17 protein-coding genes are annotated in these 17799 nt (G+C 63.4%); 2 read left to right on the forward strand and 15 right to left on the reverse strand.

Going from position 1 to position 17799, the window contains the following annotated elements; translation table 11 throughout:
• Positions 1–9: 9 nt before the first annotated feature.
• From E4K65_RS09170 to E4K65_RS09240, 15 genes are all read right to left on the reverse strand, one after another.
• Positions 10–243 carry a hypothetical protein gene (locus E4K65_RS09170; RefSeq protein WP_027543188.1) on the reverse strand — a complete coding sequence of 78 codons (234 nt, stop codon included), beginning with the start codon at positions 241–243 and terminating at the stop codon, positions 10–12.
• Entirely contained in the window at positions 182–439 is a 258-nt protein-coding gene (locus E4K65_RS47085) for a hypothetical protein (RefSeq protein ID WP_167770669.1), read from the reverse strand. Before E4K65_RS47085 ends, E4K65_RS09170 begins: the two co-directional genes overlap by 62 nt.
• 225 nt (positions 440–664) lie before the next feature.
• Positions 665–1783: a helix-turn-helix transcriptional regulator gene (locus E4K65_RS09180; RefSeq protein ID WP_135173873.1), complete on the reverse strand. Its 1119-nt coding sequence runs from the start codon at positions 1781–1783 to the stop codon at positions 665–667.
• A 110-nt stretch (positions 1784–1893) separates the two neighbouring features.
• Positions 1894–3012 carry a helix-turn-helix transcriptional regulator gene (locus E4K65_RS09185; protein ID WP_135173874.1) on the reverse strand — a complete coding sequence of 373 codons (1119 nt, stop codon included), beginning with the start codon at positions 3010–3012 and terminating at the stop codon, positions 1894–1896.
• 144 nt (positions 3013–3156) lie between these two features.
• Positions 3157–5238 (reverse strand): autotransporter family protein, encoded by a 2082-nt coding sequence (locus E4K65_RS09190; RefSeq protein ID WP_167770670.1) that lies wholly within the window; start codon positions 5236–5238, stop codon positions 3157–3159.
• A gap of 300 nt (positions 5239–5538) precedes the next feature.
• Positions 5539–5787 carry a DUF6894 family protein gene (locus E4K65_RS09195; RefSeq protein ID WP_135173876.1) on the reverse strand — a complete coding sequence of 83 codons (249 nt, stop codon included), beginning with the start codon at positions 5785–5787 and terminating at the stop codon, positions 5539–5541.
• 45 nt (positions 5788–5832) lie between these two features.
• Positions 5833–6366, reverse strand: a complete 534-nt coding sequence (locus E4K65_RS09200) for a DUF3455 domain-containing protein (protein WP_235885542.1) — start codon at positions 6364–6366, stop codon at positions 5833–5835.
• A 78-nt stretch (positions 6367–6444) separates the two neighbouring features.
• Entirely contained in the window at positions 6445–7419 is a 975-nt protein-coding gene (locus E4K65_RS09205) for a helix-turn-helix transcriptional regulator (RefSeq protein WP_135173878.1), read from the reverse strand.
• 230 nt (positions 7420–7649) lie between these two features.
• Positions 7650–8804 carry a helix-turn-helix transcriptional regulator gene (locus tag E4K65_RS09210; protein ID WP_135173879.1) on the reverse strand — a complete coding sequence of 385 codons (1155 nt, stop codon included), beginning with the start codon at positions 8802–8804 and terminating at the stop codon, positions 7650–7652.
• 296 nt (positions 8805–9100) lie between these two features.
• Positions 9101–9598, reverse strand: coding sequence for a hypothetical protein (locus tag E4K65_RS09215; protein WP_135173880.1), 498 nt, complete (start codon positions 9596–9598; stop codon positions 9101–9103).
• Between the two features lie 101 nt (positions 9599–9699).
• The gene (locus tag E4K65_RS09220; protein WP_135173881.1) at positions 9700–10146 is read right to left on the reverse strand and encodes a MaoC family dehydratase; all 447 of its coding nucleotides are present in this window, start codon (positions 10144–10146) and stop codon (positions 9700–9702) included.
• A 387-nt stretch (positions 10147–10533) separates the two neighbouring features.
• On the reverse strand, positions 10534–10956 hold the full coding sequence (locus tag E4K65_RS09225) for a hypothetical protein (RefSeq protein ID WP_027543197.1): 423 nt from the start codon (positions 10954–10956) through the stop codon (positions 10534–10536).
• 12 nt (positions 10957–10968) lie between these two features.
• Positions 10969–11190 carry a hypothetical protein gene (locus E4K65_RS09230; protein WP_027543198.1) on the reverse strand — a complete coding sequence of 74 codons (222 nt, stop codon included), beginning with the start codon at positions 11188–11190 and terminating at the stop codon, positions 10969–10971.
• A 110-nt stretch (positions 11191–11300) separates the two neighbouring features.
• On the reverse strand, positions 11301–12113 hold the full coding sequence (locus E4K65_RS09235; RefSeq protein ID WP_135173882.1) for a lytic murein transglycosylase: 813 nt from the start codon (positions 12111–12113) through the stop codon (positions 11301–11303).
• Positions 12114–12355: 242 nt separating this feature from the next.
• Positions 12356–14173: a flavin-containing monooxygenase gene (locus E4K65_RS09240; protein WP_135173883.1), complete on the reverse strand. Its 1818-nt coding sequence runs from the start codon at positions 14171–14173 to the stop codon at positions 12356–12358.
• A gap of 174 nt (positions 14174–14347) precedes the next feature.
• Here E4K65_RS09240 and E4K65_RS09245 point away from each other — a divergent pair, with 174 nt between their 5' ends.
• On the forward strand, positions 14348–15973 hold the full coding sequence (locus E4K65_RS09245; RefSeq protein ID WP_135173884.1) for a long-chain fatty acid--CoA ligase: 1626 nt from the start codon (positions 14348–14350) through the stop codon (positions 15971–15973).
• A gap of 55 nt (positions 15974–16028) precedes the next feature.
• Entirely contained in the window at positions 16029–17240 is a 1212-nt protein-coding gene (locus tag E4K65_RS09250; protein ID WP_135173885.1) for an acyl-CoA dehydrogenase family protein, read from the forward strand.
• Positions 17241–17799 lie beyond the last annotated feature (559 nt).

The following is a 17799-nucleotide window of genomic DNA, read 5'->3' on the forward strand; positions in this document are numbered from 1 at the left end:
GACCTCCGGTCAATCGTAGGGAATTTGCGAGACGGCAGCGTCGACGTTCTCGGAGCAAACCTGCGGTTCGCGTGGAAACGACACATGCATCGCGTGCGCGTGAGAGCGTTCCAGCATCGCGAGGCCAACCAGTTGGAGAGTGACGAGTGCCGCGGTCACGGCGATCGCGACGATGTTGACGTTACGCACATTCGAACGTGGTGTGGCCGGCGGCGCGCTCGCCCGCATCAGATCCGTGGGCATTTCCTGAAATATCCTCTTTGCTGCTGAACGGAATGAATTCATTCAAAGGCAATGGGTCGTGCGGCTGCTCCAGCAGATGGCGATAGCGCAGCAACTCGCGCCGCGCGTCGATCGCGCGCTGCTCACGGAACGCCGCACCGATGCGCGCGGCGATGTCGCGGAGTTTGCGAGCCGGAGCCGGTGACGTCATTCGCATGACAATCTCCTCTCGACCTTCCACATTGACTGGATTCACTTGCGCCCGCTGTGAGTTGCTTCGCATGAATACGAACGCGTCGAATAAGAGATCGTGTGACATCTCCTAGAAGGGATCGCGGCAAACCGCGTCATTCGATCGAATGACCCGCGATAACTTTCTAATGATGTCTCTGTTTGAACCTATTGCGGGCTGCAGCGACTCGTCCCGCGCCGCGAATGCGCGTCAGTGCACGAGCGGATTGGAAAATCCCGCCGCAAGCTTCACGAGATCCGCCTGACGAGAAACGCCGGTCTTGGCGAAGACGCGATGCAGATGCGTTTTCACCGTCGTCTCTGCGATGCCGAGCGCAATCGCCGTCTCCGGCACGCCGCCGACCTCGACGATCGACTGCAAGACCCTCAATTCCGCCGGAGTGAGGTCGAACGTGCGGTCAATGAGGCCGGCACACGAGCGGCCGTCGAGTTCCGCCTTCCAGACGAACAAGGCTCCGACGGCCGACGTCCGCTCCGTCGCTCCGTCGCGCAGCAGCGACGGCAGCGCGATGACGTTCGCGATATAGTAGGAACCGCCATGGGAGATCAGCGAGATCTTTCGACCGGCCGCCGCAGCCATTGCAACCTGCCCCGCATCGCGGAAGATATCGCGCAGGGCCAGATTTGCCTCGGAGGATCGCGCCACGAGCCGGCCCGAGACCGACCGCAGGACGTCGGCCGCGGCCAGCATCGTCTTCGCGGCGGGATTGCCGTGGACGATATTGCAGGCGGCATCGAGCAGGATGACGCCGGCACTGAGCCGGTCAACGACATCGGCCAGCGCGATCGCCCGCTGCTGCTTTCGCTCGATCGCCCGGTTGATCAGCAGCGCACGGCTTGCGTGTGCGACCAGTGACTGCATTCGCGCGCGCTGCCCGGCATCGAGCATCTCCCTGCCCGGGATCACCGTCAGCAGCATCGGACACGGCGACTGCGACTGCTCCAGCACCACGTTCGCGACGTCGGCACAACCCTGTGGGCGCAACCATTCCTGATAGAAGCGCCCGCGGCGATATTCCTCGAAGTCCACGAGATCCGGGATGTTGCGCACCTCGCCATAACGGGGAAGCCTGGCGAGCGGATCATACTGCGCGTAGGTCTCGGCATAGAGCTGGATGTAGTGCGGATCGACCCCGCAATAGAAATGCGTCGCGCCCGATTTGCTGACGGGATCCTTCGAGATCAGGCCGCAGGCCTGGCTGCCGATGAACGCATTAACCTTGACGATCACCGCGCTCCACAACTCAGGGTGGAGACCGGCGTCATAGATGCTCTCGATCAACTCGGAATGTTTCGGAGGTCGGGGCATGGGAAGAGCCAGTGGTCAAACATCGAGATCGTGGAATGTTCTTCATGCCCGGCGGCCTAGTTGAGTCTATCACGGGAGCAAAAGGTTCAACTCCGACCGTGATTTACCAATCAGTTGATGAGCGGATTCGCGAACCCCGCCGCGAGCTTGACGAGGTCGGCCTGCCGGGACACGCCTGTCTTGGCAAAGACGCGGTGCAGATGCGTCTTCGCCGTCGTTTCCGCGATACCCAGCGCAGCCGCCGTCTCGGGAACACCGCCGACCTCCACGATCGACAGGAGCACGCGGAGCTCGGCCGGCGTGAGATCGAAGGTCCGCGCGATCAGTTCGCCGTAGGACTGCCCTCGAAGCGACACCGCGCGCAGCAGCAGCGCGCCGACGGCATCACCGACGCGTTCGCTGCCGTTGCGCAGCACCGAGGACAGCGGCAGAATGTGCGCGACATAGTGCTCGCCGTGGAGCGAAATCAACGGAATCGCGTGGGCCCTTGCGGCCAGCAGGGCAATGTCGCCGCCGGTTGCAAATGCCTCGCGCAGCCTCTGATTGGCTTCATTGCTGCTGGTTACGAGCCGCCCGGCAACGGACCGGACGACGTCGTCCGCCGCGAGCAGGGCATGACCGGCGGAATTGGCATGCACCACCCGGCAGCAGGCATCGAGCAGGAAGACGCCGGATGTCAGATTGTCCAGAACATCGGCCAGCGCCGTCGCCAGGGTCAGCTTTGCATCGATGGCGCGATTGATCAGCAGCGCGCGGCTGGCGTGCGGGACGATGAACGAGAGACGGCGCTTCATCGCGGGATCGACCATGCGCCGCCCCGACAGCACCGTCATCATCACCGGGCAGCTCGCATTCGACGTGTCGAGCACGACGTTGGCCGCATCGCTGCACCCCTGCGGCCGCATCCATTCCTGGTAGAAGCGCCCGCGGCGATACTCATCGAAATCGACGAGGTCCGGAATGCTGACAATCCGGCCGTGCGGCGGCAGCACCGTCAGCGGATCGAACTTCGAGTGGGTCTCGGAATAGAGCTGGATGTAGTGCGGGTCCGCCCCGCAATAGTAGTGCGTGACGCCGAATTTGCTGATGGAATCCTTGGAAAACAGCCCGCAGGCCTGACCGCCGACGAAATCGCGGATGCCGGTGACGACGTCGTTCCACAACGAGGGATCGAGCCCGGCGTCGTAGATGGACTCGACCAGGTCGGGCAGCTTTCGTGGTCCGTGCATCGCTTTAAATGGCCTGAGTGATCAATATCACCAAGCGTAGCACAGCCACGACACGCGGCATCCTCCGATCGGAGGACGCGCCGGCCGGGCGGATGGAGCCCGGCCGGCGGGCGTCGCGTTCAAGCCGCCGGGGCTAATGCCGGCTCAGAACGTGACGCGAACGCCGCCCTTCGCCGTGCCGGTGCGGCTCTGGTCGGACATCATCATGCCCTCGACCGCGCCGAACACGGATACGTTCTTCGTCGTGCGGTAATCGAAGCCGAAACCCGCCACCGCGCCGACGGTGCTGCGGCTGCCCGGCGTGACAAACGACAGGTTCTGTCCGAGCAGCACGGTGTTGACGGTGCTGTCGCCCACGCGCTGGAGCGCGATGACGCCGCCATGGATGTTGGTCTTGAGCTCGCCGCCGGCAAGGCTTGTCACGCGCGACAGGTCCACCTCGCCGCGCTCCTCGAAATCCTGCAGCGTGCGGCCACCGACCGACAGTCCCTGTGCCGAGCCGGTCTCGCTATAGCCGTCGAACCGGCCGGCGACGTAACGCAGCCGTGCCGTCGGCGTCAGCACATAACCGTTGCCGACCTCGAGCTTGTAGCCGTAGGCGACCTCGGGGCTGACGTACCAGCCGCTGTAGTTGGCCGTCGCTGTCTCCATGCCGCCGACGGCGGCGTTGTTCAGCACCAGGCGGCGCGATTTGTTGTCGGCATTGCCGCCCTGGATCGTGAAGTCGAAGAACTGCGCGGCCCATTCGAGGCGGCTGTAGGCGCCGCCGAACACGTAGTTGGTGTCGACCGACTGCGAGTTGAGAGCAACCGAGAGACCGCCCTGCCCGCCGCCAAGGAACGCGCCGACCAGCCAGTTCGGCTGCACCTTGCGATCGATGCCGACGGCTCCGCCCCACGCCGTCGAGGTCGCGCGCAAGGTCGAGGCCGTCTCGTCCTGGATGCGCTGGCCGCCAAAGCTGTTGACCCAGACCGTAATCGGCGCCGGATCGGTCCAGAGGCTGCGTGGCGCCTTGGTGAAGGGGCCGGCCTGTGCCGTCTCCGGCGCATAGGCCATCGCCATCATGTTGCTGCCGGCCGTGCCAGTGCCACCGTTCAGGCGCCCCTGCACCAGCGAGGAGACGCCGCTGGTAAAATCCATCAGCGTGCGGTCGGTCTGCGCAAGCGCGGTCGGATCGAGCGTCGCGAGGGTCGTGCCGGCGGCGACCGAAGGACCGTTGAAGGCGCCTCCCGACGTGATTGTATTGATGGTGCCCTCGAAGTTTCTGAAGGTCGGCAGACTGATCGTCGTCAACGACGACACCCTGCTGCTCGGCGCGAGATTGATGTTGACGACGTCGGCCCCGAAGCCGAAATCGACCACACCGTTGATCTTCGAGCCCGGCAGCAGCGTCAGCGTATCGGCCTTGTTGGAAAGCTGGATCGCCGTCCCGCTGGTGCCGGTGATGGTGCCGGAGTTCGTGATGTTCGATCCGTCGCTCGAAGAGATGCCGATCCTGGCGAGGATGGTGCCGGAGGCAAGATTAGTCAGGTTGACGTTCTGTCCCGATACGCCAAACGCGTGACCGGTGATGTCGCCGGCGTTTGCCACTGTCGCCAGACCGGAGGCCTGGATGGCACCTCCGCTTGCCGCGATCTGCGAGATGACACCGGAGCGATTATTGGTGATGTTGAGGGTACCGCCGGTAATGCCGCTCGCATCTCCCGAGATCGTTCCGGTGTTCGAGGTCAGATTCACCGTGTCGCCATTGATTCCGACGGTGTCAGGACCCACTCCAGCGATCGTGCCGGAATTGGTCACGGTGACATTCCTGACCTCGATCCCGCTCCCGCGCCCGCCGGCCTCACTCTTGATCGTGCCTGCATTGTCGATCGTCGCGGAAGCCCCGGTAATGCCGTGGAAACCCACGATCGTGGCCCTGGCAAGATTGGAGACGGTCACACCGCTCCCCGACGCGATCCCGGCCGAAGTAGCTCCGTCGATCGTGCCGGCATTGATGAATACACCGCCGTCGCGGCTCTTGATGCCAAACGCAAAACCGTGAACGTTGGCGCCAGCTTCGATCTTGTAGGTATTGTTGTCGTCAACGACCGTACCATAGCCGGTACGGCCGCCCTGCTGCGTGTCGACGTCGCCCGAACAGACAATCGTCGCGTTGCTGACGGGCGCCACCGGCGTGCAAGCGGCGACGGCCCGCTCGACCGCGAAGAATGGCATGGCGATCATGGCCGGCACCAAAAGGCGCATCGACCGCCAGGCCAAACTCCATTGTGAAACACCGTCCAGACCCGTCACATTCATTTCCAGTCCCTCAGTCGCCACCATCTCGCCCCACCGGCGCACAGGCACGTTGTCGGCAGCCCCTCCAAATGGAGGAGGCTGTCGCTGCGAATTGGATTCGCCGAGCGCTAAAGTAGAAATGTCCGCCGTATTGGACTTGGACGGAGGCGACCGGGTCGCGGCTCAGAACGAACCAAACGCGCATCGCCGGGAGGTGGTGCAGAGTTGTGACACCACCCGCGCCGCTTACACCTGGTCCCAGCCCGCCCTCTCCGCGCTCTCGGCCCACACCGCTGCGCGATAGATCTCGCGCCCGGTGTTGTCCCTGACGCGGATCCACGCATCGCGATCGCGCAGATCGTCGCGCCAGACGAAGAGATGCCGCGCCATCTCGTCGGCCACCACGAAAGTCGCCTTGGCATGTTCGAACACCATGCCGCCCGGGTCGATCTTCACGATATTGCCGACCAGGAGATCAAAGAAGAAACGGTGCATTCAACACTCCGGCCGCCGTTGCCGCACGCAACACTGGGTCATGATCTATTCCGCGCGCCAGAACACGTAGTCGGCCGAATACGGCACGCTGCGAAAGGTGCCCGCCTGGCTGCAGGGCCCTCTCACGACGCCCCCTTGCGTGTTGATGCGCTGGACGTGGGTCACGCCGTAGAGCAGGCCATTGCCGCTCTGGGTGATGACACCGAACTTCAGCCAGGGAAGATCGTCCTCCGTGCGGCCCGCGGCGCGCGCCACGATCCTGGCTTTGACCGAGCTGCCGTCCTTGTGCTCCCACACCAGCGTGCGCGCGTCGACCGCTTCCCAACGCAGGGCGGCGTAGTGGTGCCCCACCGAATTGTCGCCGTCCATGAGCGTGGCGGCAGGCTCGCGCGCCTGCCAGACGAGCCGGTTCGCGGCGTCGAGCTGGCACTCGTAGATCTGCGCGCCCTCGGCGCGGAGCGCGGCGCCGGGAATTTCGCCCGGGACCCCGATCTCGTCGGGCATTCCCGCCAGCGCGGACGATCCGTGCAGCACGCTTGCGAGAACGAGACTGCGGTACAACGCCCTTTTCATGGTCATGACTTTTCGATCAAGGATCATGTCAAATCCCTTTCGCCTGTTTGAAATGGCAGCTCTTTGAAATTCGGTCGGGGCCGGTTACAGCGCCTCGCCGCTCCTGACGTTGCTTGGCGTCGCGCCATAGGCCCGACGGAAGCAACGGTTGAAATAAGAGAGATCGCCGAAGCCGACGTCGTAGGCGATCGAACTCACGGGCCGCTCGGCGAAGTCAGGCTCGCGCAGCATGCGATGGGCACGCTTGAGGCGTTGCTCGGTCAGGAAGGACGAAAAGGTCTTGCCGTCGGCCTCGAACAATCGTTGGAGATAGCGCGGGGTCACGCCGAGTTCATGCGCAACATTTGCCACCGAAATATCCTGCTGCCAGCAATTGTTGACGATGAGAAATTTCGCCTTCTGGAGTCGCGCCGCCTTGATACCGCGCCGTCCGGTCGATTCCCGGGCGTGATCGGTGGCACCGAGAACGAGCGCCAGCAGATCATGCAGATGCGCGACGCCGAGCTGCCGCATCGCCGGTACCGCCAGCGCCTTTTCGTGCACCAGCGCCATCGCGTAGTCGACGAGCAGCCGAAGCCCGGTGGTGCGCTCCGGGATGACGCGCATCACCGCATCGTCGACATCCACGATCATCGGGGCCAGCACCCGTCGCGGCACGCGCAGCGAGAAGCCACTTCCCAGCGAGAGCCGCTCGAAGGTCGTGACGTCCTCCGCGCTGGTCAGGACCGCCTCTCCTGCCTGAAGCCTCAAATCGTGTCCGCGCTCGGATATGCCGAGAACGCCGGACCTGTTCACGATCAGGCCGAGACTGTCGTCGCCATCTGCAACCAGCTGCTTCGTGCGAATGACCCGCGCTCCGCACAGTCCCCCGATCAGCAACTGGGCTTCCGGCAGGACGTGGGACGTGAAGCTCGCCGCGGCCGGCTTTCCGTCCCTTGCCTCGACCTCCGCCTTCAGCACGCCGCGGCAGTAGAATTCGCGCAGGAGCGGCACGCGCTCGTCTTCGGGAATGTGGTCCGTTGAAACATTGAAAATGGAAAATTCATCCTTGCCGCTCACTGCAATCTCTCCACCCAACGAGCAGGCTCGACCACGCGCTGTTGTCTCCCGCACCCGCGTTCGGTGCCGGCGCGCATTGTTCCGTGGCGCACGCTGCCCTCCTCATTTCAAGTGACGGCCATATACGAAAGTATCAAATGACACGCGTCATACGTTCGGAGGACTCGCGCACCTTGCTCATCACAATGGATTGAGATTGCGCGTTCGCGCGCTTCGCGATGTGAATTGGATCACACCGTGTCGTCGCCGCCGGTCCGCTGGGCAAACGGTGCCGCAAATCCGGCGGCGATCTTGACGAGGTCGGCCTGCCTGCCGGCGCCGGTCTTTTCGAACAGCCGGCCGAGATGCGTCTTCACCGTCGTCTCGGCGATACCGAGCTTGGCCGCAATGTCGGGAACCCCGCCGATCTCGACAATCGCCATCAGAACGCGCAATTCTGACGGCGTCAGCCTGAACGCCGCCGCGATTGCATCGGGCACGAGCGATGACACCATCGTGGCCCTTTGAACGAACAGCACGGTGGCAGCTACATCACGCGGCAGATGGCGTTCCCGCCTCAAGAGAAAAGCGTGGAGCAGATAGTGATGTCCTTCGGACGATGTTACGAGCTCGATCTGACGACGACCGGTCGAATGAATTCCTGCATCCGCGGAAATTTCGAACAGGCTGCGGAATATTTTATCCACCTGGGTGTTGCGGGCGACGAGTCTGTCGCCGACCATGGCGAGGAGATTGGCGTCGGCGAAGAGCTGACGGCACGCCGCATTGGCATGGACGACTCTCCCCTCCGCGTCGAGCAGGCAAATCGCCGTGCTCAGTCCGTCCAGGACATCGGCAAGATCGTCTACGGTATGCGAGCGCGCCCTGATCTGGCGACCCATCACCCGCGATCGCTGGATGTGGGGCGCGAGCAGGCACATACGCTCACGCATCGCGTCGTCGACGATCCCGCGGGACCGGTGACGCAACACCTGCAAGATCGTGGTGCGCGCGTCCGATTTTTCGAGCATGACGGTTGCGAGATCTATCGCTCCCTGCGGCTCCACCCATTCTCGATAGAAACTGGTCGCCACGAAGTCGGAATGGGGCATGACGTCGGTCACGCCGACCGTCTGGCCTGCGGCGAGATCGAGATGACGATCGAGCAACGGATCAAGTTCTACATATCTGTCGCGATAGAGCTGGCGGAACCGGGTATCCGTGCCAAAATGCTCGTGGATCTCGATTGAAAGCCCGGCTGCATCCCTGGACAGGATGGTGGCGGCACATCCGCCGACGAAATTCGAAACCTGCTCCAATGCGGCGCTGCGTAGCGCGGGATTAGCCGCTGCATCGTAGATCTCGCCGACGAGCGACGAGAATCGGTTTGCCTGGAGGATCGTCATCGGACGAACGACGGGATCTGCGTATTACCCCGGTGGCGATAGGGGCGAGCGCGTCGGGAACTGAAGCAGGCCGGCCGGCCGATCGCCGCCTTGGACGGGGAAAAAATGCGACAGCGCAATGCTGGAATATCGAACATCGTCCTTGCGTAACGTCAACCGCAGGATGCGGCTTGGACGTTTTCGCCAAAGACTAGGATTAATGCGAACAGCAGTCGGACGGTGTGCGAAGCGTCACGCGCCCACTCGCGACGATCGGCTGCTGTCGCCTGCCCGGCTTGCGGACCCGCCTCCGCGGCCTACTTCCGGTTCTCCTCGCAAAATTTCAGTGCAGCGAGCGCCTCGCCGGCGCGCGGGACCTGCATCTCGATGCTGTCGTCGTCATCGTCCTCGAAATCGAGCGTGAGGCGCTTGGCCTTCGAGAGGCGATCCATGATCGACTGGTCGAATTCGAAGATGCCGCGTACCGTGGTCTTGTCCATCACCTCCCACTTCGCCTTCTTCATGATGTCGGCGTCATCGGTGGCGACGTCGGCCCGGAGGACCTCGCCGACCTTGTCCCACTCCCAGCCGTCGTAGATCATCACGATCACGATGGCCTTCTCGGAATAGGTGATGACGATGACGTAGTCGCGGTTCTCGTCCTCCTTGTCCTTGTAGCCGCGGCTCGCATTGCAATGCGTATCCTGCGTGCGCTTCTCGATGGTCCAGTCGCCGACCTTGGATTGTTGCGCTAGCGCGGGCCCGGCGCTCCAGGCGCCTGCGAGCATTCCGGCGACGAGAAGGAATCGTCTCATGTCAGCCTCCGGCGTATTCCCCGGAGCCGAGATGATCACCTCTGCCGACGGCCCGCAAGAGCTTCAGGCCGCGGGCAAGGCAGCGGCAAGCGGCTTCCATCCTAACCCCGCCGCGGCACGATCGCGATCGGAGTGAAGGTGTAAACCTCCTCGCCGTTCTGGTTGAACATCGTCCATTTCACCAGCGCGATGCCCTGCGGCTTCGACTTCGACGGCGTCAGGCTCATAACCTCACCGACCAGATGCAGACGGTCATTGGGCCGCACCGGAATGGTCCAGCGCAACCCGTCGACGCCTGCGCCGATCAGCGGATGCGGGCCGAAAGGACGGGTCTGGATCGCGAGGTTCATGGCAATCGCGGCGGTGTGCCATCCTGACGCGGCGAGCCCATTGAACAGGGTCCCCCTGGCGGCTTCGTGGTCAAGATGCATCGGCTGCGGATCGAACTCGGCCGCGAAGCGCTTGATGTCGGCTTCGGTGACCCGAACTTCGGGGGATTTGAACCGCATTCCGATGCTGAGATCGTCGAACCACTCGACCTGCGCCATGATTTTGCCTCGTCATGCAAGACCGCTTGCGAAGACGCGCGGCCAAAGAAATTGAGCTAAATGCGCGATGTAGCGGGTCCGCGGCGCACAAACCAGCCCAGGGTTCCCCAAGAAACCCCTTTCCCGGTGCGACGAAACACGCCTGAAACAGTTGGCCGGTTATCTAGTTGTCAAAATCATACAGGGACGGCCACCATGCAATTCCTTCTTGATCTGATCCTGGATTATTCCTGCTGCCAAAACCTCGTCGCCCGGCCGCTGCGGGAGGATGAGCTATGATCGAGCTGATCTCCGCCATCCTCGCTCTTTGCAGCATCGGCGTCTTCGCGGCGCATGCGCTGGATGCCTATCGCACCACGCATTCCTGAGCGCCCTGCGCTCGTCGCGTTAGAACGGCCGCCGGTAAAAATGCTCCGAATGCGTTGCCGGCGGAAACCTGTTGGCTAGCGCCAGCGCGGACTTTTCGTCCGTCTCGAGCGCAATCTTCTGCGCGAGCATCACGTCGCCGGGTACCAGGAAGCCTGACGGGACGAAGCACCACCCCATCATTGCCATGCCGGCATCGTCGATTTCGTGGACATTGGCGGCCGTGCCGTAGTGGATGCGATACCTCTTGCCGGTATCGCAGCCGATCACGTCGAAATACCGGTACTGCTCGAACTGGGCGCGCTGCTCCGGTGTCAGCCACTCGGCCAGAAGCCGGCGACCGCGCGCATCCGGCGTATTCTCGCCGAAGAAGCGACGGTAGAGTTCGCGCAGCGCATGCAAGCGCGCACGCGCCGGCGCGCGGAACCTGAGTGCCGCGAACATGAGCAGCTCAGATCAGCCGCCGACCAAGCGGGGATAGAATAGCGTTTCCTGCGCGGTCGGGTCGAAGGACTTGATACGGGTTACTTCGCCGGGCCCGGTTCGGAAGGCGGCGGTAAAGCCGGCTCCGGTCAGCTCCCGAAAGCGCTGTTCGGCCCGCGCCAGCGCTTCGGCATTGTCGGGGTCAAACTCGTGGCGTGTGTCGCCAGTCTGGTCCATCACGATCTGGGTTGCCATGTTGAGCCTCCTCATGCCCAGCCCTGAATCTGATCAAAGCAAACCTCATGCCGTCGGTTCCTGATAGCAACAACTTTCTCGCGCGAGCGCATCACGCCTTGCTGAGCTGGTCAGCGTGAAGCGGCGGTCCCCCCTTCGTCGATCTGCCGTCCCATCAGCGCGATTGCCTTCTGATAGACGCCGGCCGCATTCCAGGCCTCGATCGCGGCGAAATTCGGCTCACCCGGCTGGTAACCGGCTCCCGCACGCCAGCCATGGGCCTTCAGGAAATTCGCGGTCGAGTTCAACGCATTGGCGGCAACCTCTAGATTGCCGGTGCCGTAGGCCAGGATGTTCTTGGGCATGAACTGGGTCTGGCCGACCTCGCCATGCATGGAGCCGCGGGTCGCTCCCGACAGGGTGCCGCGGTCGATCAGCTTCAGCGCCGCATAGAGCTGGTCGGTGAAGAACTCAGGGCGGCGGCAGTCATAGGCAAGGGTCGCGATCGACGACAGCATGTTCTGGTTGCCGCGCTGACTGCCGAAGCCGGTCTCCATGCCCCAGATCGCGATCAGCGGCCCGGGCGGGACGCCATAGCGCTGCTGGATCGAGGCGAACAAGGCCGCCTGCGACTGCTTGAGCTGCCGTCCCTTGGCGACGATGGTGGTGGCCCCGCGCTTGGCGAGGAACTGATCGAGCGACAGCGAGAAGCTGCGCTGGCCGCGGTCGGCTGCGATGGTCGCGCTGGCGTAATTCGTCTGCATCAGGGCGGAGATCGCGGTCTGGCCGATGCCCTTGCCCTGCGCCTCTGCACTGAACTCGCGCTTCCAGCCTTCGAACCCGGCCGGCGTGCTGCCGCATTGCGCCGCCTCGGCCGCGGGCAGAGAGAGAAGCAGCGCGGCCGCGCCGATCACCGCCGTCGCGACTGTCCTGCCCATGATCATTGCTCGTTCCTCTCCTTACGGCGCGACCGGCTCGCGCGAGCGCATGATCCTACGTCGGTTGCGATCGCTCAAGTCCCGACAGGTACAATCGATCCAAGCAAAGCTCTTGACACCGGCAAGTCGCGACGCCCGCAAGTCACGCAGCCCCCGTTCCCGCCAGGAAGTTCACCTTGATGCTCTGGTGCTGCTGGATCACGCCGCTCAAGCCGGGACGGGGCGCCGCCCGCCTCCGCGGCCGTCCCCTAAGTCAATTCCAATCCATCCAGGCTGCCCTCCTTGCGCCATTTGTCGAGCAGCCGCAGGAACGCCACCGGCCCGCGCCAGTACTGGCTGTTTCTTGCCGCAATCGGGTCGAACACGCCTTCATTGTTGTAGTAGCCGGGCGTGCATTCGGCGAGATAGGTCTGGCGACCGAGCGCGGCCTTGACGACCTCGTCGACCCAGGCGCCCTCGGCAGCGAGCGTCGGCTCCAGCGTTCTGGCGCCACGCTTGCGCGCCTGATCGATGACATAGGCGATGTGCTGCGACTGCTCGTCGATGATGTGCGGGAAGTTGGCGCTCTGGCCGGCCTGCACCGTGACGATCAGGAAGCAGTTCGGGAAACCGCGGCTATAGAAGCCGTGCATCGTCTTGACGCCGTCGCGCCAGCGCTCGGACAGGCTCATGCCGTCGCGGCCATAGACCTCAAAACCCATGCGGCGGGCATAATCGGTGCCGACCTCGAAGCCGCTGGCATAGATCAGGCAGTCGAGCTCATAGGCCGTGCCATCGACGATCACGGCTTTCTCCGTGATGCGCTCGACGCCCTGCCCCCTGGTGTCGACGAGATGCACGTTGGATTGATTAAAAGTGTCGAGATATTCGTCGTGGAAGCATGGCCGCTTGCAGAACGCCTTGTACCAAGGCTTGAGCGCGGCCGCGGCTGCCTCGTCCTTCACCACGGCATCGACGCGCGCGCGGATCTCCGCCATCTTGCGGTAGTCGGCCTGCTCGATGACCTTCAGCGCCTCCTCCAGCGAGGTCACCGGCTGCGGCTGGCGGCGCGGCGCCAGCAGGATCTCGCCAAGCAGGCCGGTCCAGCCGTCCCGCACCAGATCCTGCTCGAACGGCTCGCCCGAGATCACGGCGGTGAAATTGTCCATGCGCTCTCGTTGCCAGCCGGGCTTGAGGCTCTGCGCCCAGCTCTGATCCGTCGGCCGGTCGTCGCGCACGCCGATCGCCGACGGTGTGCGCTGGAAGACGTAGAGCTCCTTCGCCGAGCGGCCGAGATGCGGCACGCATTGCACGGCGGTGGCGCCGGTGCCGATGATGCCGACGCGCTTGTCGGCAAGGCCGGCGAGACCACCTTCAGCCGTACCGCCGGTGTAGGCGTAGTCCCAGCGGCTGGTGTGAAAGCTGTGTCCGGCAAAACTTTCGATGCCGGGAATGCCCGGCAGCTTCGGCCGGCTCAGCGGGCCGCCGGCCAGGATGACGAAGCGCGCGCGGATGCGATCGCCGCGATCGGTCTCGACCAGCCAACGCGCCTCCGGCTCCTGCCATTCCATCCGCGAGATGACGGTCTGAAACAGCGCGCGCTCGTAAAGTCCGAAGTGACGGCCGATACGGCGGGAATGTTCGTAGATCTCCGGCGCCCGCGCATATTTGCGCACCGGCATGTAGCCGGTCTCCTCCAGCAGCGGCAGATAGATGTAGCTCTCGGTATCGCAGGCCGCGCCGGGGTAGCGATTCCAGTACCAGGTGCCACCAAAATCGGCGGCCTTTTCCACGATGCGGAAATCCGCGATGCCGGCTTCGCGCAGGCGCGCGCTGCAGAGAAGGCCGCCAAAGCCGCCGCCGACGATGAGCACTTCGGTCTCTTCGCTGACAGCCTCGCGCGCAAATCCCGGATCGGCCCAGGGATCGTCGAGATAGCGGCCGAAATCGCCTGATACCTCGACATATTGCGCCTTGCCCTCGGCGCGCAGACGGCGATCGCGCTCGTCGCGATAGCGCGCGCGGAGTGCGGAAATGTCGATCGTAGATGTGCCGGCTGCGCCGGTCTTGTGTCTTTCCGCTGACATCCATTTCCTCCACGGCAGACGCTGCTTCGCCGGCAGCTCACCTCACGTTAGCCCTGAAAAAGTGACGCACGCAATCGCGTCCGCCGTTTTTTGCGTGAACGGCGCGTGACGTTCCGGTAACCTCGCGCGCAAATCACAAGCACCATGCAACGACATGGCCATCCGGAGGAAATGATGCAGGGATTGATGATGGACATGCCGCTGCTGATCAGCGGCCTGATCCAGTACGCCGCCGACTATCATGGCGAGGCGGAAATCGTCGCGCGCGAGATCGAGGGCGACATCCATCGCTACACCTATGCGGATGCTCATCCGCGCATCAAGCGCATGGCGCTGGCCTTGAAGCGTCTCGGCATGACTCCTGGCGACCGTATCGGCACGCTGGCCTGGAATACCCACCGCCATTTCGAGATGTTCTACGCCGCGCCGGGCATGGGCTATGTGCTGCACACCGTCAATCCGCGGCTGTTTCCCGAGCAGCTCGTCTACATCATCAACCACGCCGAAGATCGCCTGCTGTTCATCGACCGCGCCACGCTGCCGATCGTCGAGGCGATCGCGCCGCAATTGAAGACGATCGAGGCTTACGTCGTGATGTCCTCGCGCGAGCGGATGCCGGAGACGAAGCTTGCGAACGTCCATTGCTACGAGGAGCTTCTGGGACGGGAGAACGACGCCGGTTTCACCTGGCCGGAGTTCGACGAAAAATCCGCCTCCACCATCTGCTACACCTCGGGGACGACGGGAAATCCCAAGGGGGTGATCTATTCGCACCGCGCCGCGATCCTGCAGACCATGACCTGTTGCAATTTCGACTTCCTGCCGGGACACGCCGAAGGGGTGCGCGAGGTGATGATGCCGATGGCGCCGCTGTTCCACGGCAATGGCTGGAATATGCCGTTCACCGCGCCCTATACCGGCTCGAAACTGGTGCTGCCCGGCCGCAACTATGAGCCCGACAAGCTGTATGAACTGCTCGAAGGCGAGAAGGTGACGCTGTCGGCGGGGGTGCCGAGTTTCTGGCTGATCCTGCTCGACTGGCTGGGCCGCACCGGCAACAAATTCTCCACGTTGCGTGCAACGCTGTCGTCAGGATCGGCCCCGCCGCGCGCCATGGTCGAGAAGCTGAAGCGCGATTACAACATCGACTACGTCCAGGCCTGGGGCATGACCGAGGCCCTCGGTTGCTCGATGCCTGGCTTGCGGCCGGGCTCCGAGCATCTCGGCGACAAGGAGAAATTCGACCGACGCCAGGTCTCGGGCCGCGCCTGTTTCGGCACCACCTTGCGCATCGTCGACGATGGCGGCAACGAGCTGCCGCGTGATGGCAAGTCCGTCGGTCATCTGCGCGCGCGTGGTCCCTGGGTCGCCTCGGGCTATATGAAGCTCGACGAAGGCCTCGACCGCGACGGCTGGCTGATCACCGGCGATATGGCCGTGATCGACCCGCAGGGCCACGTCACGCTCACCGACCGCTCCAAGGACGTGATCAAGTCCGGCGGCGAGTGGATTTCCTCGATCCAGCTCGAGGACGTCGCCTTGTCGCATCCCGACGTGCTGCAGGCTGCCGTGGTCGCGATTGCGCATGAGAAGTGGCAGGAGCGCCCCCTGCTCCTCGTGGTTCGCAAGAAGGGCGCGACCGTCGACGGCAAGACCCTGCTCGACCACATGCGCCCGAAGATCGCGAACTGGTGGATGCCTGATGCCGTCGAGTTCCTGGACGAATTCCCGATGACCGGCACCGGAAAGGTGCTCAAATCCGCGTTGCGCGAGAAGTTCAGGGACTACCGCGTCGCTTGAGGCGGCACGCGATCACGCTGACGTCCGCGCCGTCCATCGCTCAAGGAGACGAAAGATGCTGTACCCGATGTCGGCCAAAGTCGTCGAGCTCAAGCGCAAGCTCGAAAGTTTCATGGACCGGCACATCTATCCCAATGAGGAGCGGTTCTATCGCGAGGCCGAAGAGCTCGGGCCCTGGAAGGTTTATCCCGTCGTCGAAGAATTGAAGCCGCTCGCACGCGCGGAGGGCCTCTGGAACCTGTTCCTGCCGCAGTCCAGTCACGGCGCGGGCCTCACCAATCTCGAATATGCCCCGCTCTGCGAAGTGATGGGCCGTTCGCATCTTGCGCCCGAAGTGTTCAACTGCTCGGCGCCGGACACCGGCAACATGGAGGTGCTGGAGCGCTACGGCACGAAAGAGGACAAGGAGCGCTGGCTGAAGCCGCTGCTCGCGGGTGAAATCCGCTCCTGCTTTGCCATGACCGAGCCTGCGGTCGCCTCGTCCGACGCGACCAACATCGAGAGCTCGATCGTACGCGACGGCGACCATTACGTCATCAACGGGCGCAAATGGTACACCACCAACGCGACCGATCCGCGCTGCATGATCTGCATCTTCATGGGCAAGACCGACCCCGACAATCCGGACCGCCACGAGCAGCAATCCATGATCCTCGTGCCGATGGACACGCCAGGCATCGAGGTGAAGCGTCCCCTCCCCGTGTTCGGCTTCTACGGCGTGCCCGACCGCGCTTCCGAGGTCGTCTTCACCAATGTGCGGGTCCCGAAGGAGAACATGCTGCTCGGCGAGGGCCGCGGCTTCGAGATCGCGCAGGGTCGCCTCGGCCCCGGCCGCATCCACCACTGCATGCGCCTGATTGGACTGGCCGAACGCACGCTGGAAAAGATGTGCCGCCGCGTCCGCAGCCGCGTCGCCTTCGGCAAGCCGGTCTCCGAGCAGACGGTGACGCAGGAGCGCATCGCGGAATCCCGTATCATGATCGAACAGGCCCGGCTGCTGACGCTGAACGCCGCCTACGCAATGGACACGGTCGGCAACAAGGTCGCGAAGAGCGAGATCGCGATGATCAAGGTCGCCGTACCCAACATGGCCTGCCAGATCATCGACTGGGCGATCCAGGCCCATGGCGGCGGCGGCACCTCGAACGATTTTGGCCTGACGCAGGCCTATGCCACCGCGCGTCTGCTGCGCCTCGCCGACGGCCCGGACGAGGTACACAGAAACCAGATCGCGCGGTTGGAGTTGAGGAAATATTCAAATGCCTGAGCAGGCGTTGGCCCATCAGTAAGCATCGAAGCCAACGCAATGGAATCGGCGTCTAATCGAAGCTTGGCGGCTCATCGATGGATACCGGCACATCCTTCTGCTTCGTAGCTGCTTCGAGCAACGCGTTGAAGATTATGATCGGCAGGTAAAACATAAGCATGATCGTATTCCTCCTGCTGTGACAACCTCGGCTTACAGGGCCAAGTTCCTCGAATTGACACTCGCCGGCCTCGGAACATTCTCGTGGCTTACTTGGCTACCGACGAAACCAAGTCTCGAAGAGTCTCAGGAACGCATCGCGTCAATCGCATGAGCGATCAACACCATCGCGCTCGCGGCGATGAGAAACACAAGCAACCAACTCACGTCCGCCTCCAACGCCGGGAGTGAACGCGGTCATCCTTGCACAGTCAAAAACCATCCGACCGGAACCGCTATTCAGCGGCTCGCTGATGCTTCGCAGCAACAAGTGCATCCGCTGTCGGTCCTATCGGCAGAACGCCAAAAGGAGCAACGCGCCAACCACGCATGCCGCTAGGACTAAAAACCAAACGCCCAA

The sequence above is a fragment of the Bradyrhizobium niftali genome, from assembly GCF_004571025.1.
In the GTDB taxonomy this organism is placed as follows: domain Bacteria; phylum Pseudomonadota; class Alphaproteobacteria; order Rhizobiales; family Xanthobacteraceae; genus Bradyrhizobium; species Bradyrhizobium niftali.